Origin of the sequence: Pontimicrobium sp. IMCC45349 (genome assembly GCF_047219225.1) — a bacterium.
In the GTDB taxonomy this organism is placed as follows: Bacteria; Bacteroidota; Bacteroidia; order Flavobacteriales; family Flavobacteriaceae; genus IMCC45349.
The window spans coordinates 1,712,363-1,730,265 of sequence record NZ_CP178208.1 but is presented as its reverse complement, the minus strand read 5'-3'; the positions used below and the strand labels follow the sequence as shown (position 1 = coordinate 1,730,265).

Below are 17,903 nucleotides of genomic sequence, written 5' to 3'. Positions count from 1 at the left end.
TATTATATATTGTGTTAGTTATTAATTTCCAAAGTTATATCGTAATGTTAATCCAGAACGAATTGTTGTTTGTGGGAAAGCTGTTGAAATAGCATATTCTGAGAAAGAATAGTCAAAATAGAAAATACCAGTAAGGTTTTTACTAAATGCATAATCTGCAGAATACTTTAGAGTCCAAATAGTTTGCCCTGAAGTAACTTGATTGTTATCTAAATCTAAGTACCTAATAATCGTCTTATTATTTCTAATAGATATATCTGCTTTCATATTCAAGTCACTCTTCACAGTCTTTCTTGGTCCAGCTAATTGTGACTTTATTTTTACATCTTTAATTCTATATCCTAATCCTAAAATGTATTCATAACCTTGTACTTCAGTTAGAAGGTTATTGTCAAAACTTAAAGATAACATTCTATCTTTTTTAATTTCAGCTAGAATTTTTAATGAGTTTTTCATCTCCATGTCAAATTTAACTAAAGGACTGAATTGCTCAACTAAATTTATATTACTGAAAACTGTTTCATTTTTAAAATTCCCAGATTGGTCTAAAGCATTAGGATCTTGAGAAGCATAATCTAAACTTCCATCTCCAGCCACATAATCTAAGTTTGTTCTAAACTGATTAACTGTATATGATGCATTATAACCATGAGATACAGAAAAACGTTTAAAGCGTTTTTTAAACCATTTCATTTTCATGAATCCAGTATATTTTAAGTTCCAATTAGGAATTGGAAAATCTCTAAATGCACCTAAGCTAATTTTATTTGGGTCTTTTCCTGTATAAGCTGATAAAAATGCTGGAAGTAAAACTGCTTGACTTGATTTACCAAAACCTAAAGGATATCCTTCGGCGTCGGTTGCAAAAGTTGTAGTTCCATAGAACTTTCTAGCTAATCTATTAGCAATCTCTAATCTATTTGCTCTAAAATCATCAAAAGCAGCTGATCCATTTTCATCACTCTTACCAAAAGCTGTTTTTATTAATGATGTAGATATATTAAAGTTTCCAAATGAATTTTGGATTAGCGAGTTGTATACATCACTATATCCATCACCATCTAAATCAGTAGTATTGAAATTTTCTGTTACATTTTCAGCATAGGTTCTACCACCAGAAAGATCAATCTTTAAATCTTTAACTGGTTCTAGGTTTACCGAATAATCCAAGTTTTCGTTATGAACTTCAGTATATTGCTGGTTAAACTGATCATAAACAGTTAACCAACCATTTCTTGCTGCTATATTCCTAATATCTCTTTGACTACCAAATGTATATCCAAGCGTTGGTTTTAATGTACCTATAAATCCTGGAGTTTCAAGATAACCTGGTAAATATGTTCCATTATTTTCTGAATAATTTATTTGAGCTCTCTTAATACTTGTCAATAAGTCTATTCCAATATTAGCTAGTTTACTTGTTTTACCTGGTTGCTTTTTATTCTTAGCATCCTCTTTCCCACTTGCATTTGGCACTCCCTTTTTAGGAGCAGGTCTAGAAGATGTTCTACCTCTTCTTTTCACTAACCCTAAATAACGATATAGCTTTTGCATATCTAGAGTGGTATTCAAGTTGTGCGTATTAGCATTAGATATTGAGTTACCTAAATCGTACGTTTCGCCATCAATAGTTAGCTCACCAAATAGATCTGACCCTTTGTTCCATTGGAAATCTCCTGTATAAGCATAGGTAGCTCTCAAGAAGTTTAATGTTGGTATTTTATGTAATGGAAGTTCATAATTTATTCCTAATTGTTGTGATTGTCTATTTGGATCACCTACGTCAAAAAAGCCGTCCCAAACACCTAGTGTAGGGTCTTGATCTCCATTTAAGTCATCATCAATAAAATAGTTTCTTACAATATTATTATTTGCTGCTGTGAAGTTTAAACGTAATGCATCAGTAATATCATAGTTAACTGTATATTGGAAGTCAAACGTATAATTTCTTCTAAATAATTCTTCAATACCAATATTATCACCTGCTAAATCAGCCTCTCTAAATTTTTGCTTATTAAACTGTCTGATAAAATCAGTATTAATAGAAAAACTAGATGGTAATAAATTAAAATTAAAGTCTTTTAATATTTTCCAATACTTCCCTCTAAATAAAGAGTCATTTTTCTTGAAAGGTTCAATTTTAACAGGGTTGAAATTAAAGTTATAATTAGCTCCTACTCTTACATTTTGGTCTAAAGAATTTTCTATTTCAAAATCTCTATGTTCTACTTCATTAAACGAATAGTTTAATGTTAAGTTTTCAACATCATAAAACCTAGGCTTAGCTTCTTGATTTGTTCTTTGTTTACGAACGCCAATAAAATTAATACTCTTTCTTTTTGTATAATCTTCAGATTGTCGCTTAATTTTTTCACGCTCTGCTCCAGAAGTAGCAGCATCTAAACGTGATTGTAACTTAATATCTTTATACTGTTGATCGTATTCTGGTGTAATAAGCTCTTCACTTTGCCCATAATTAAACGGTATTTGTAATCCCCATTTTTTAGGTAAAAGTTGTCCAATATTAATATTAGTAACAACATCGTATTGTTGTACATCTTCTCTACTTCTTTCATTAGGTCCTTGCTCTATGGTTCCAAATCCGCTTGTGCTTTTTCTTGCAGTAGCATTAACATTCATGAAGTCTGCAATGTTTGTATCCATACTTACCACAGCAGCCCAACCACCTTCGTTGTCCATGTCTGCTAAACGTAATTCGTTAAACCAAACTTCTGCACATTCATTATTTGGCCCTATATTTTTAACACCAACCATTAAAGTTCTAACATCACCAAAATTAGGATTACCTTTTATTGCCACACGCTGTTCATGAGGACCTTCTTCTATATCAGTATTAAAATCTAATAAGAAAGGATCAAACTCTCCAACTTCACCTTCTTGTAGCACACCATCGATAACATTATAGAATGTTGGATTTTCATCTCCTAATGTTCCTTCTGTAATTCCTATAGATTTTATTTTTTCTAAAATCTCAATAGGTAAGTTAATTTCATTAAACTCTGGCCATACCTCTCTAGCTTGTGATTCATTATCAGTTCCAACAAGTGCTCCAGATGACTTTCTCAAAGGTACTTCTATTTGATAATAGTTTTGAGTAAAATCATTACCCATTCTAATAAAACCTACTAAATTTCCTTGCTCAAACCCTTCATCAACACCATCTTCGGCATGAATAAACATACGTAGCTTTTTATACTGACGCATATCTACATTAATATTCTTAAATACAGCTCTAGAATCTTCAGACTCTAAATCACATACATTAACTACTAATGATTGTTCATTTTGTCTGATGATATTGTTATTATTATTTAACTGCTCTCTTCTTACTCCAGGTGGTGTAATGTAACTTCCATCGTTTTCTTGAATCCCAATAATTCCAACACTAAAATCTGTAGGCTCTGTTTCTGTTTCTTCATTTGATTCGTCATCTAAAGACAATAGATAACGTCTCCAGTCACTACGTACTAAATCAAGTGTACCAAATCTTAATACAGTTCTTTCAGAAAAATCTTTTAGATACATACGTGCAAAACGAATAGATCTAAAATCTGATATTCCACCTTCTTCTCCTGTAAAGGCTGCTAAAGGTATTCTATATTGATACCATCTCACATCACCAGCAGGCTCTCCATTTGGCAAGACAATGTCTGTAATTGTTTTCGTATCTACAATATATGGATTGTTAGGGTCTGTAAAATCTGTTGGTGAAATTCCAATTTCGTACTCATAATAACTATCTATAGTATTCATAGTGTTATCACGATTTATATCCTCCACGTCTGGTTGAGTAGTAGAACCTCTATTCGTATCGGTAAATGTATCAGGTGAGTTTCCTTCTAAACCATTATACTTTTTATAACGCTCAAAAATATTTCCTTCAGTATTTAAGAAATAAGTGTAATTATCGTTTGCTGGATCTTCTAAGTTACTGAATGCAGAGAATCTAGGATCTGTAGGATTTGCTTCTTCTACGTCATCGTAACCATCAAAACCAACATCTTGATTTGTTCTATCTTGTCCTAATGATGAAAAAGCATAAATTAACGATTGATTTTGTGGCGCAACACTTCCCCAAACAGTTTGTGGTAACAAACTAATATCACCATCTTCTGGTAATCCATTTTCGTATTGCTTTTTACCATCTTTTAATACATCCTCAGAAATATTACCTAAGTTTAACACTAACTTACCACCTGGATTGGATGCATTATCTAAGAAAGGATCCATTAACCAAAACTCAACATACTCAACATTAGCTTGCTCAAAATCAGTAGAAGTTAATTGTCTCGTAATTCCTGCCCAACTGTTAGCTGGTGTTTCAAGTACACCATCTTCTGCTCCAGGTTGATAGTTATATGGTCCACGCTCAGTTGGATCAAAAACTAAATCTAAAGAATTGATAATTGTAGATTGACCTTGTACCAAATCTACTTGTGGGAATATTTCATCTATAAAAATACGTCTTGTATATAAATCTGATACATCATCGTCTGATATTCCACTTGGTCGCTGCGAACTATAAAATATAGGATCTACTGTATACCAATTTAAATGTGCTCTATCAAATCCATTTTGATAACCATTTTCATCTTCAGGTCCTTGAGCATATACGCGTCCTAAATTTTTTGGCCTACTTGATAAGAACCAAGATTGTGGTGATAATAAATCAATCCCATTTTGAGTTCCTTCAAAATCATCTACATACGATGTTGCCTCTCCTTCAAAGTCTGCTCCCTTAGGAGCTCCAGGTGCTAAATATGCAAATTCTCCTCTTAACGATAAGTTTGAAGGCACATCAGTATCTATATTTGGTAGTTTATTTGCTAATCGAGTTAAAAATGGTACTTCCGTTGAATAATTACCATTAAAACCAAAAATTGTGTTATTTATTGGTTCTGTACCGTAATTAGCTTTTTGAGTTATTGGTCTTTCATTTAAATTTAAAAGGGTCGCTCCTAACACAAAATTCTCATTGAATTGATGCTCAACATTAAACCCAGAAAAACGTCTTGTTTGCTGCCCGAAAACTGAATTATTTTCAACTGAAACCTGAATTGGTGTGTTAGATGCCTGTAAAGCTGGGTCTAAAATTTGAACTGTACCTATTTGATAATTTACTGTATAATCTACACCTTCAACAAGTACACGACCTCCAGCTGTAACTTTCACAGAACCTCTTGGTACATTAAAAGCTCCAATTGGTATACCTGAACCTCCGGAAGATTTATAACGTCCTTTTACTTGAAACTTGTTTTTCTCTCCATCTTGAAGTGCAGCTGTTTTTGTTTCTTTATATAATGTTTTATAAACGTATTTTAATTGGTTAGCGTTAAACGTCCCTGGAATTGTTTCGTCACCTTCGTAGTCTTCAGTAGCATCTAGTCTTAACTTCTCAAATAAGTAATTACCAAAAGGCTCAACTTTTGTAAATACAATCTTACCATTTTGCGGAATTACTGTAATACCTGGAACGAAATCGAAAAATCCATCTCCTTTATTTTGAGGATCGTTATTATAGTTTAATCTATCAAAATTAAAAACTCTTAATAATGGTGTTTCATCAAGTGGATCGTCATTTCCTATTGGAGCAGGAAATGGTGTGCCTTCTACTGGAGTAATATAGTTTAACGGAGACGTTTCCGTATAGAAAATATTAAGTTTAAAATCTTCTTGACTTAATTGAAAAGCGCCAGTATTATAGATGTTTTTCATCATTAAATCCCAAATTGGCTGCTCAACATTTGTAACAGCACTCTTCAGCATTTTTAATACTAAACTATTGTTATTTATTATTTGGTTTCCTGTATTAGCATCTTCTGAAACATCTGTTGCATTTACACCATCATTAGCAAATTCTCCAACTTGATACACATCACCTCCAACTGTATATTGAAATGCAACTGCTAATACTTCATCATTTTGTAAGCGTTGGTTTAACGAGATGTAACCTAACTGTGTATCTACAATATATTCGTTACCTTGAATTAACTTTCTTGCATTTTCAAGTTTACCATAATCAAATCCCTCATTTACTTGCCCAGAAAGTGTACCAAATCCATTTTGTGCAGTAGCAATATCTCTAATGTCATCAGTTAATATTGAACCCGAACCAATGGTTGTTGGGTCAAATCTGTTATTACCATTATCTGGGAATGCTCCTGGAGCAGATGTAATAAAACCTCCAGGAATTGGGTTTAATCCAATTCTATCTGATTCTCCAATATCTTGAATGGCTACGATATTTCTAACATTATCGGTTTGATTTGTTCTATTTGTTACCCAAACCTCAATTCTTGTAATTTGAACTTGAGAATTTATATAAGGGTAATTCTCTAAAGCTTTGTTGTAGTTTTCTCTAAAATAATGTGATAAGAAAAAGTGTCTGTTTTCATCATAATCTAAACCAAAAAACTCAAAATCTTCAAGTGTTCCACCTCCTTGAGCAACTACAGTTTTTGTTTGTGATTTTTGTTCAGAAAAAATTGCTGTTACCTTCGTTTTTCCAAATTGTAATTCGGTTTTTACACCAAATAAACTTTGTGCTCCAGAAATTAACGAACTATTTAAAGGCATACTTACATTACCAACTTCAATTTTTTGAATGATATCATCTTCAGTTGGTGTGTATTCTAGTTTAATTAAATTTTGAAAATCAAACGTTGATTGCGTATCGTAATTTGCTGTTACTTGAAGTCGTGTTCCAACCTTTCCTAATAAACTTAAACTTATACGTTGATCAAAATCGAATGTAAAATTACTTCTGTTTCTTGGCGAAAATGAAGGATTGTCTTGTTTTGTAAACATGACACCTAAATCCATTTCAACAGATCCTTGAGGAATTACTTCAATAGTATTGCCTCCAAAAACTGTTTCAAAAAAACTAGAGTTTACATAAAACTCTGGAATCAAGTTTTTTTGTAAATCTTCAGCACCTTCCTTTTTACCATCATAAGCATCAATCTTTTGTTTATAATAACTTTTAAGGCTTTCTTTTAAAACTAAATCTTGGTATTCTTTGGGTGTTAATATTACAGGATATTTAATATTAAAACTACCAACAGTTGCTGTATATATATACCTATCTAAAAGAGGGTCATAAGTATATTTATATATTATACTATTTGGGTTTGGAATATTTAAATTGTTAAATGAAAATGTAGTAGATGTTGAATCTCTAACGGTTTGCGGCTGTTGTGCAAATAAGCCTAAACTACATAATAACATGACGCATAAAGCCAACTGAGCCTTAAGCAATTTAATATATGTATTGTTGGTTGTCTTCAAAATAGCTTATAAGTTTTTTAGGGCTTCTTTGATTATTGTTTCTACAGAGGCTTCTGAGTTGTTGGCAATAAATTTATCCACAACACGTTCAGCCTGCTTTTTAGCAAAACCAAGAACTTCTAAAGCAGATAACGCTTCATCTTTATTTGTATTGCTTTGAGCTATAGAAGCTTCATCAATATCGTAAATCTTTAACACTTTATCCTTTAATTCGATAATAACACGCTGTGCAGTTTTTAGCCCAATTCCTTTTACAGATTGAATTAAAGCTACGTCTTCTCCAGCAATACCTTCTCTAACTTGTTTTGGATTTAATGATGATAACATTGTTCGTGCAGTACTTGCTCCAATGCCACTTACCGAAATTAATAGTCTAAAAATTTCACGTTCAGCTAAGGATGCAAACCCAAACAAAGTATGCGAATCTTCTTTTACTTGAAGATGTGTGTAAAGTTTTACGTTTTCTTGATCTGGGATTTGTGAAAACGTATTCAAAGAAATGTTAATCAAGTACCCAACACCATTACAGTCTATTACGACATCAGTAGGATTTTTTTCAACAAGTCTTCCTTGAATATGTGTTATCATTAACTCTATTTTCTTATCGTCTCAAATGTAATAAAATTATTATACATTATAACGAGATTATTACACCGAAAAACTAGTGTTATTGCGCTCTTTTTTGTTTTTTCTGAGCATCAATTACTGCTATGGCTGTCATATTTACAATCTCATCCACACTTGCATCTAACTGAAGTATGTGGACAGGTTTCTTCATTCCCATCATAATTGGACCAATATTATCAGCCTTATTAAGCTCTTTCAACAGCTTATAAGTAATATTAGCTGCATCTAAATTAGGGAATATTAATGAGTTAACTTTCTTTCCTGCCAATTTAGAAAATGGAAAAATATCTTGTAACATTTCGTTGTTTAAGGCAAAATCTGTTTGTAACTCACCATCAATTGCTAAATCAGGATGCTTTCTATGTAAATACTCAACAGCTTCTCTCATTTTAGATGCATTAATATTTTCAGAAGACCCAAAATTAGAATACGACACCATTGCCATAACTGGTTCTAAACCAAACATTTTAACAGTTATAGCTGTCATTTGTGCAATTCTTGCTAAGTCTTTTGCTGAAGGATCAATATTAATTGATGTATCACTTAAAAACATTGGCCCTCTTTGAGTCATTAATAAGTTTGTAGTTGCAATACGTTTTGCTCCTTTTTCTAAACCTATTAATTCTAACATTGGTTTTAATATCGTTGGATAACTTCTTGAAAAACCAGTTATCAAAGCATCTGCATCTCCTTCGTTAACCATCATTGCTGCAAAAAAGTTACGCTCTCTCATTAGCTTTTGAGCAGATAATAACGTTACACCTCTACGTTGTCTTTGCTTCCAATAAATTTCAGCATATTGGTTTTTACGTTCTAATTCGGCATCACTTTTTGGATCAATAATAGGCACTTCGGCATCAAATTCTATTTCAGCTTTAAGTCGTTCAATTTCATCTCTTCGTCCTAATAAAATTGGCTTTGCAATTCCTTCGTCATGTGCTATTTGAGCTGCTCTTAATACTGTTAAATGATCTGCTTCAGTAAACACTACACGTTTAGGATTTAATTTAGCTCTACTATGCATTAACCTTACCAACTTATTGTCACCACCTAGTCTTTGAAGTAGAGACTCTTCGTAACTAGCCCACTCTTTAATTTCTTCCTGAGCTACACCACTTTTAATTGCGGCTTTTGCAACTGCTACTGGTACTACACCAATTAATCTTGGGTCAAAAGGCTTAGGTATTATATAATCTTTTCCAAATGTTAATCTTGTTTCACCATAAGCAACATTTACTTGTTCAGGAACTGGTTGTTTTGCTAATTCTGCTAATGCTACAACAGCTGCTTTTTTCATTTCTTCGTTAATAGACGTAGCTCTTACATCTAATGCACCTCTAAAAATAAATGGAAACCCAAGTACATTATTAACTTGGTTAGGATGGTCACTACGTCCAGTAGCCATAATGATATCATCTCGAGTATCAATTGCTAACTGATATGCAATTTCTGGGTCAGGATTTGCCATTGCAAAAACAATAGGATTTACAGCCATTGTTTTAAGCATACTAGGTGTTACAATATCTGAAGTAGATAAGCCAATAAAGACATCTGCATCTTGCATTGCTTCGTCTAGTGTATCTATTTTTCTATGTGTAGCAAATTCAGCTTTTTGAGCAGTTAAGTTTTCTCTATCATCTCTAATAACACCTTTACTGTCTAACATGACAATATTTTCTCTTCTTGCTCCAAAAGATTGATATAATCTTGTACAAGATATAGCTGCAGCTCCTGCTCCACTTACAACAATTTTTACTTCATCAATTTTCTTTTCAGAAATTTCTAAAGCATTTAATAATGCAGCAGCAGATATAATTGCTGTACCATGTTGGTCATCGTGCATTACAGGTATATCTAGCTCTTCTTTAAGCCTTCTTTCTATTTCAAAAGCTTCAGGAGCTTTAATGTCTTCGAGGTTAATTCCTCCAAACGTTGGCGCAATATTCTTAACTGTTTGAATGAACTCTTCTACATTTTCGGTATCAACCTCAATATCAAACACGTCAATATCTGCAAAGATTTTAAATAATAAACCTTTGCCTTCCATAACAGGTTTAGATGCCTCAGGTCCAATATTACCTAATCCTAAAACTGCTGTTCCATTTGATATTACTGCTACTAGATTACCTTTTGCTGTATATTTATATGCATTTGATGCATCTTTTTCTATTTCTAAACAAGGTTCGGCTACTCCAGGAGAATATGCTAAAGATAAATCTCTTTGGGTTGCATACTTCTTTGTAGGTACAACCTTAATTTTTCCTGGTGTTGGTTTTGCGTGATAAACAAGAGCCTCTCTACGCTTACTTTGCTTACTCATAATTTTTTGAGTTAAAATGAATTTACAAAGGTAATAGGTTGAAGCGAATAGCGAAATTTTATAGCTATTCTTTTAAAAAATCAATGTTTCTTGTGAGTCCAGAAAACTTAGTTCTTTTTACTGCAGACTTTTTAAATATTTTGCTAAAAACCTCTTGAGTAATCTCTTCCCAATCTTTTTTTGTCATTGAAAGTAATTCTGGGTGCGGATTAAATAAAGGTTCGTTATGTGGTTTTGAAAAACGATTCCATGGACATACATCTTGACATACATCACAACCAAACATCCAATCATCAAATTGTCCCTTTACAGTAGTTGGTATTTGTTCTTTAAGCTCTATTGTAAAATATGAAATGCATTTACTACCATCAACCACATAAGGTTCTGTAATAGCTTGAGTAGGACAAGCATCTATACATGCTGTACATGTTCCACAATGGTCTGTTGTTGGTGTGTCATATTCTAATTCTAAATCAATAATTAACTCAGCAACAAAATAAAAGGAACCTACTTGCTGTGTTATTAAATTACTATGCTTTCCAATCCAGCCTAATCCAGATTTTGCTGCCCATGCCTTATCTAAAACAGGAGCCGAATCTACGAAAGCACGACCATGTACATCACCAACTTGTTCTTGAATAGTATTCAACAACTCTTTAAGTTTATCTTTTATTACGAAATGGTAATCTGTACCATAAGCGTACTTACTTATTTTGGGTGCTGTTTTATCCTTTTGAGTTTCTGAAGGATAATAATTCAATATTAAAGAAATAACGCTTTTTGAACCCTCAACTAATTTTGTTGGATCTAAACGTTTATCAAAATGGTTTTCCATATATCGCATTTCACCATGCATATTCTTATTTAACCATTGCTCTAATCTTGGTGCTTCTTGCTCTAAAAAACCTGCTTGACTAATACCACAAGATAAAAATCCCAAACGTTTTGCTTCGGCTTTTATTAATTGAGTATGTCTAGATTTTGAATTCAATTTTTAGGTTCAAATCTTAATTTTAAATCTACTGGTTTTAATGTAATCAATGGATTTAATTTAATCTTTTTTGTTGAAGTACTAATTTCAAATTTTTCCAAAACAGCTTTTAGAGTAAGCATCATTTCATATAGTGCAAAATTATTACCTATACAAAGTCTTGGTCCAGCTCCAAAAGGCATATAATGCTTTTGTAATTCTTTACTAGCATCATTAAAACGCTCTGGTAGAAATGCTTCAGGATGTTTCCAATATTTTTTGTTTCTATGCATTTCGTATATAGAAATGCCTAACATAGTTCCTTTTTTTAAATGGTAATTTCCAATTGTATCATCTTCAATATTTACTCTATCAGTTATCCAAGCTGGAGGATATAATCTTAAACTTTCATCTATACATTGTCTAATATATTTTAACTGATTTAAAGCTTCTAAAGGATTGCTTGTATTAATATTTTTAATTTCTGATGTCGCTTTATTTAAAGCTTCTGGATGTAATGCTAATAAGGTAAATGTAAAAGTTAATGCATTAGCTGTGGTTTCATGTCCTGCAACAAATAAAATAAGAATCTCATCAATAAGTTGCTCATTAGTCATTGAAGAGCCATCTTCATATTGAGCATGAAGAAGCATATCTAATAAATCATCATGAGATTCTCCAGAATGACGTCGCTCATCAATAATGGCTTCAATGATATCACGACTTTCTTTTACTAGTTTCATATGGTATTTTATTTCACCTTTAAGAGTATACCATATTTTTTTATGTGGTTGTCTAATCTCTTTAACAATGAACACTTGTAATTTTTCAATGATATCTTGAAGTCTTGAAAGTATTTCTTTTTTAGCTGAATAATTAAATAATGATTTGGCTACAACCTCAAAAGCCAATTCGTTCATTATTGGATATAAATCAAGTTCTTTATGACATTGAATGGAATCAACTTGAGTTTTGATTGCTTTATCAATAATAGAAACCAAATTTTCAATTTTCTTTTTATGAAATGCTGGTTGAATTAAACGACGCTGTTTTAACCAATACTCCCCACTTGAGGTAAGTAAACCATAACCAACATACTTAGATAAAAACTTTGTTTGAATTTTTGATTTATGATATAACTTATGATTTTTTTGAAGAATATGTCTAGCAATATCAGAATCCCTTGTTAGTATAATATGACCATACAATGGTGACTTTACTGAAAATGTATCATCCTTTTCATCAAACCACTGCTTGTGAAATGGAATAGGGTTTTTTGCAATCGCTGATGATTTTAATAAAAATTTGTAAAAAGGGATTTTATCTGGATACTTATAAGCCATTAAAATAAACCTCCTTGTGTTGCTCCTTTTATTCTACCTAAATGCTTATATGCTAACTCTGTTACTTCACGTCCTCTTGGGGTTCGTAAAATAAAGCCTTGTTGAATTAAAAAAGGTTCATAAACTTCTTCAATAGTTTCAGCACTTTCACTAACAGCAGTTGCTAAGGTTGTAATACCTACTGGACCACCTTTAAATTTGTCTATTATAGTAGTTAATATTTTATTATCCATTTCATCTAAACCATGTGCATCTACGTTTAATGCTTTAAGTCCGAACTTTGAAATATCAATATCAATCTTTCCGTTTCCTTTAATTTGTGCAAAATCCCTAACACGTCTTAGTAATGAATTAGCAATTCTTGGTGTACCTCTACTTCGTCCAGCAATTTCTATAGCAGCTTCCATTGATATTGGAACTTTCATTATATGCGCACTTCGCTGTACAATTGTTGAAAGTAATTCTGTAGAATAATATTGAAGTCTACTGCTTATCCCAAAACGTGCACGCATAGGAGCTGTTAAAAGTCCCGAACGTGTTGTAGCTCCAACTAGTGTAAAAGGGTTTAAATTAATTTGAACTGTTCTAGCATTTGGTCCAGATTCAATCATAATGTCAATCTTGAAGTCTTCCATAGCTGAATATAAGTACTCCTCTACTATTGGGCTTAAACGATGTATTTCATCAATAAACAAAACATCTCTTTCTTCTAGGTTTGTTAGTAATCCAGCTAAGTCTCCTGGTTTGTCTAAAACTGGTCCTGAAGTAACTTTAATACCTACTCCCAATTCATTAGCTAAAATATGTGCTAAGGTAGTTTTTCCTAATCCTGGAGGTCCATGAAAAAGTGTATGATCCAAAGCATCATCTCTTAAGTTTGATGCCTTTACAAAAACCTCTAAATTTTCTAAAACTTGATCTTGACCTGCAAAATCTTCAAAAGAAAGTGGCCTTAAAGCCCTTTCAATGTCATGTTCTTCAGGTGAAAAATTATCGTTAGTAGGGTTAAGATTGTCATTCATATAAACAAATATAAAGAAAAAGCCTTTCTTGAATTAGAAAGGCTTTTAAATATATTATATAACTAAATGATTTTAGTGTTGTAGTTCTTCTTCACCATCTTTAAGTGGTACTGTTTGAGGAACGTAATCTTCATCATGCCCTGGTTTGCTATAGTCGTAAGCCCAACGGTGTACATGAGGAATTTCTCCTGGCCAGTTACCATGCATGTGCTCTACAGGAGTTGTCCACTCTAAAGTGTTAGACTTCCATGGGTTTTGAGTTGCTTTCTTTCCATAGAACATGCTATAGAAAAAGTTCCATAAAAATACTATTTGGAAAACACCACCTATTAAAGCAAATATTGTAATAATAACATTAACGTTTGATAAGTCATCAAATAATGGGAAGTTACTATTTGTATAATAACGTCTTGGTAATCCTGCCATTCCAATAAAGTGCATTGGGAAGAATACTCCATAAGCACATATAGCTGTTACCCAAAAATGAACATAACCTAAGTTTTTATTAAGCATACGTCCAAACATTTTTGGATACCAATGGTAAATTCCTGCGAACATTCCATATAATGCAGATATACCCATTACTAAGTGGAAGTGAGCTACCACAAAATAAGTATCGTGAACATTGATATCTAATGCACTATCACCTAATATAATTCCAGTTAAACCTCCAGTAATGAATGTAGATACTAATCCTATAGAGAATAGCATTGCTGGATTCATTTGTAAGTTACCTTTCCAAAGTGTAGTGATATAATTAAATGCTTTTACCGCTGAAGGTATTGCAATAAGTAATGTTGTAAATGTAAATACTGATCCTAAGAATGGATTCATTCCTGATACGAACATGTGGTGACCCCAAACAATTGTAGATAAAAATGCAATTGCTAAAATTGAAGCAATCATTGCTCGATAACCAAAAATTGGTTTACGTGAGTTTGTTGCAATAATTTCTGAAGTGATACCCAATGCTGGTAATAATACAATATATACTTCAGGGTGACCTAAGAACCAGAATAAATGTTCAAATAATACTGGAGAACCACCTTGATAGTGTAAAACTTCTCCTTGAATAAATATATCTGACAAGAAGAATGATGTTCCAAAACTTCTATCCATTATTAATAATAACGCAGCAGATAATAATACTGGGAAAGAAACTACACCAATAATTGCTGTTACAAAGAATGCCCAAATAGTTAAAGGCAATCTTGTCATTGTCATTCCTTTAGTTCTTAAGTTTAAAACAGTAACAATGTAGTTTAATGAACCTAATAATGAAGAAGCGATGAATATAGCCATAGATACTAACCATAGTGTCATACCTGCACCTGAACCACCTTGTGCTAATGGTAAAGCACTTAATGGAGGATAGATTGTCCATCCTGCTGCAGCTGGTCCTGCTTCAACAAATAAAGAAATAATCATAAATACACTTGATAAGAAGAATAACCAATATGAAATCATATTAAGGAATCCTGATGCCATATCACGTGCTCCAATTTGTAATGGAATTAATAAGTTACTAAACGTACCACTTAAACCAGCAGTAAGTACAAAGAATACCATTATTGTACCATGGATAGTTACTAATGCTAAATATATATCTGCATCCATAACACCATCTGGTGCCCATTTACCTAATAAAGCTTCAAATAATACATTTGGTTCTTCAGGCCATGCAATTTGCATACGGAATAATAACGACATTAATACACCAATAACTCCCATTATAGTACCAGTAACTAAGTACTGTTTAGCGATCATTTTATGATCCATGCTAAAGATGTATTTAGTAACGAAAGTTTCTTTGTGATGATGTCCGTGATCTTCGTGATCGTGTGTATCTGCGTGTGCTGACATAATCTTTATCTGTTTATTCTTTTTTTAAGTAATAATTAGTTTTGTACTAGCGAATTTTTGAAAACTTTTTGCTCTTTTAACCAAGCGTTATAATCTTCTTCTGATTCAACTATAATTTTCATTTGCATGTTATAATGCGACTTACCACAAATCTTGTTACAGATTAATAGGTAATCAAACTCATAAGGTTCTAAAGCTTCTTCGCCTTTAGCTACAAGCTTTTTACTTTTATCAGCTCTAATCTCATTAATGTTAGCAACCTTTTTCTTCATTGCATCAGTTGCTCTCATATCTTCAGTAGTAACTGTTGGTGTAAAAGCAAACTGCGTAATCATACCTGGAACACAGTTCATTTGTGCTCTAAAGTGAGGCATGTAAGCTGAGTGTAGTACATCTTGAGAACGCATTTTGAATAACACTTTTCTTCCTACTGGTAAATGTAACTCTGTAGTAATAACATCATCTTGTGCATTAGGATCAGCTTCATCAACTCCTAATATATTAGCCTTATCGATATCAATTAATCTAACATTAGCTTTTCCAAGTACGTTATCTTCTCCAGCATATCTAGCTTTCCAGTTAAACTGTTGCGCATATAACTCAACAACTAATGGATCTTCATCTTCGTCTACAAACATAATGTCTGACCAAGTGAATAATCCATAGATAATTAATCCTGCTAAAGTAATTACAGGAATAATTGTCCAGATAGCTTCTAATTTATCATTATCGGCATAGAATAAAGCCTTTTTACCTTTTTCACCTTTATATTTGAAAGCAAAGTAGTGAAGTAAAAACTGAGTAATAGTTTGTACAATAAAAATGATAACTAAAGAAATAACCATTAAGTTATCGATGTCAGGTCCATGCTCTGAAGCAGAATTAGACAATAATGGTAGGTCTCCCCATAACCAAACACATACAATAGTAATTATATATATGAATGCTAAGAAACCAAGCATTAAGTATCCATTAACTTTATTGTCTTTGTCAGTAGCGATTTGAGAGTTCTCTCTATTAGCCTCAGCTAAATCAAAGATCTTAACCATTTGCCAAACAGCTACGGTAATAGATAATAAAACTAAAATTGTTAATAAACCAGTCATTGTTATATATCGTCTTTTTTAATTTTAATTAATAATGGAAATGTTCACTTTCCTTAATGAAAGGGTTTCCTTTTGCTAATAATGGTGCTTTTGATAGTGAATAGAAAACTATTAACATAAATAGTCCTAAGAATAATAACACAGCACTAATTTCTGGAAGACCAATAAACCATCTGTCTCCAACTGTAGCAGGCATAATCATATTAAACACATCCATATAGTGTCCTAATAGTATTACGATTCCAGCCATAACTATAAACCAAGGAATACGCTTATAATCACTATTCATTAATACTAAGAATGGGAATATAAAGTTCATAGCTAACATTCCAAAGAATGGTAATTTATAATCTTCAATACGTGTTACAAAATATGTAACCTCTTCTGGTATATCAGCATACCAAATTAACATGAATTGAGAGAACCATAAATAAGTCCAGAAAATACTAATTGCGAACATGAATTTTGCTAAATCATGCATATGACTATCATTTACAAATTCCATTAAACCTTTAGACTTAAGGTAAATTGTAATTAAAGCAATAACAGTAATACCACTTACAAACATAGATGCAAATACATACCATCCAAATAATGTAGAGAACCAGTGAGGATCAACACTCATAATCCAATCCCAAGACATCATAGATTCTGTATAAATATAAAATACTAAGAAAGCAGCCGAAATACGGAAGTTCTTCTTGAAGTTTCTATTGTCATTTATATCTGCTAAATCTTGTGCTAAAGAGAATTTACGAGCAAAGAATCTATATAAACTCCATCCTGCTAAGAAAATTAATCCACGAATAGCAAAACCAGTTTTGTTTAACCATCCTGCTTTTCCTGCAACTAACTTATCGTAATCTTCATGTCCTTCAACACTCATGTTTTCATTCATCCAAATAAAAATGTGAGTATCTGCCCATAGTGCAATAGCTAATACTATTAAACCACCAGGTAACACATAATATGTAATTGCCTCCATAACTCTAAATAGTACAGGTGACCATCCAGCTTGTGAAGCATATTGTATACCGTAAAAAGCAAGTACACCCAAAGAAATCATAAAGAAAAAGAATGCTGCAATATATAAAGCTGCATATGGTCTATTATGAATTTGGTGCATTACATGTTCTGCATGCTCATCAGCAGCGGCATCATCATGTGTTGCTACTTCGCCATGACCTCCACCATGATGCGAATCTTCTTCTGCTAACATTACCTTTACATCATCAGTTGTTACATGATGAGAGGCATTGTAACTAGTTATCCAACCTATAGCGCCAACTATGATTAGGATTACAGAAACTATTTTTAGTCTTTTTGAAAACGTGTACATGTTAT

General features: G+C 32.4%; 9 protein-coding genes. All 9 read right to left on the bottom strand.

The annotated features are described in order from the left end of the window. Nucleotides 1-21 precede the first annotated feature (21 nt). The 9 genes from sprA to ACLII3_RS08000 all read right to left on the bottom strand — a co-directional run bounded on the left by sprA (nt 22) and on the right by ACLII3_RS08000 (nt 17,898). Nucleotides 22-7,308: a cell surface protein SprA gene (gene sprA, locus ACLII3_RS08040; protein ID WP_412983718.1), complete on the bottom strand. Its 7,287-nt coding sequence runs from the start codon at nt 7,306-7,308 to the stop codon at nt 22-24. Nucleotides 7,309-7,314: 6 nt separating this feature from the next. Further along, entirely contained in the window at nt 7,315-7,896 is a 582-nt protein-coding gene (gene ruvA, locus ACLII3_RS08035; protein ID WP_412983717.1) for a Holliday junction branch migration protein RuvA, read from the bottom strand. A gap of 79 nt (nt 7,897-7,975) precedes the next feature. Then, on the bottom strand, nt 7,976-10,255 hold the full coding sequence (locus ACLII3_RS08030) for an NADP-dependent malic enzyme (protein WP_412983716.1): 2,280 nt from the start codon (nt 10,253-10,255) through the stop codon (nt 7,976-7,978). A gap of 64 nt (nt 10,256-10,319) precedes the next feature. After that, entirely contained in the window at nt 10,320-11,246 is a 927-nt protein-coding gene (gene queG, locus ACLII3_RS08025) for a tRNA epoxyqueuosine(34) reductase QueG (RefSeq protein ID WP_412983715.1), read from the bottom strand. After that, entirely contained in the window at nt 11,243-12,568 is a 1,326-nt protein-coding gene (locus ACLII3_RS08020; protein ID WP_412983714.1) for a cytochrome P450, read from the bottom strand. Before ACLII3_RS08020 ends, queG begins: the two co-directional genes overlap by 4 nt. Next, nucleotides 12,568-13,590 carry a Holliday junction branch migration DNA helicase RuvB gene (ruvB, locus tag ACLII3_RS08015; RefSeq protein WP_412983713.1) on the bottom strand — a complete coding sequence of 341 codons (1,023 nt, stop codon included), beginning with the start codon at nt 13,588-13,590 and terminating at the stop codon, nt 12,568-12,570. Before ruvB ends, ACLII3_RS08020 begins: the two co-directional genes overlap by 1 nt. A 72-nt stretch (nt 13,591-13,662) precedes the next feature. Further along, nucleotides 13,663-15,453: a cytochrome c oxidase subunit I gene (locus ACLII3_RS08010; RefSeq protein ID WP_412983712.1), complete on the bottom strand. Its 1,791-nt coding sequence runs from the start codon at nt 15,451-15,453 to the stop codon at nt 13,663-13,665. Between the two features lie 35 nt (nt 15,454-15,488). After that, nucleotides 15,489-16,559, bottom strand: coding sequence for a cytochrome c oxidase subunit II (locus ACLII3_RS08005; protein WP_412983711.1), 1,071 nt, complete (start codon nt 16,557-16,559; stop codon nt 15,489-15,491). A gap of 28 nt (nt 16,560-16,587) precedes the next feature. After that, the gene (locus ACLII3_RS08000) at nt 16,588-17,898 is read right to left on the bottom strand and encodes a quinol:cytochrome C oxidoreductase (RefSeq protein ID WP_412983710.1); all 1,311 of its coding nucleotides are present in this window, start codon (nt 17,896-17,898) and stop codon (nt 16,588-16,590) included. Nucleotides 17,899-17,903: the final 5 nt, after the last annotated feature.

Coding starts and splice junctions, on each gene's coding strand:
- ruvB (WP_412983713.1), bottom strand. CDS start 13,590: ATGAATGACAATCTTAACCCTACTAACGATAATTTTTCACCTGAAGAA.
- ruvA (WP_412983717.1), bottom strand. CDS start 7,896: ATGATAACACATATTCAAGGAAGACTTGTTGAAAAAAATCCTACTGAT.
- ACLII3_RS08000 (WP_412983710.1), bottom strand. CDS start 17,898: ATGTACACGTTTTCAAAAAGACTAAAAATAGTTTCTGTAATCCTAATC.
- ACLII3_RS08020 (WP_412983714.1), bottom strand. CDS start 12,568: ATGGCTTATAAGTATCCAGATAAAATCCCTTTTTACAAATTTTTATTA.
- ACLII3_RS08010 (WP_412983712.1), bottom strand. CDS start 15,453: ATGTCAGCACACGCAGATACACACGATCACGAAGATCACGGACATCAT.
- ACLII3_RS08005 (WP_412983711.1), bottom strand. CDS start 16,559: ATGACTGGTTTATTAACAATTTTAGTTTTATTATCTATTACCGTAGCT.
- ACLII3_RS08030 (WP_412983716.1), bottom strand. CDS start 10,255: ATGAGTAAGCAAAGTAAGCGTAGAGAGGCTCTTGTTTATCACGCAAAA.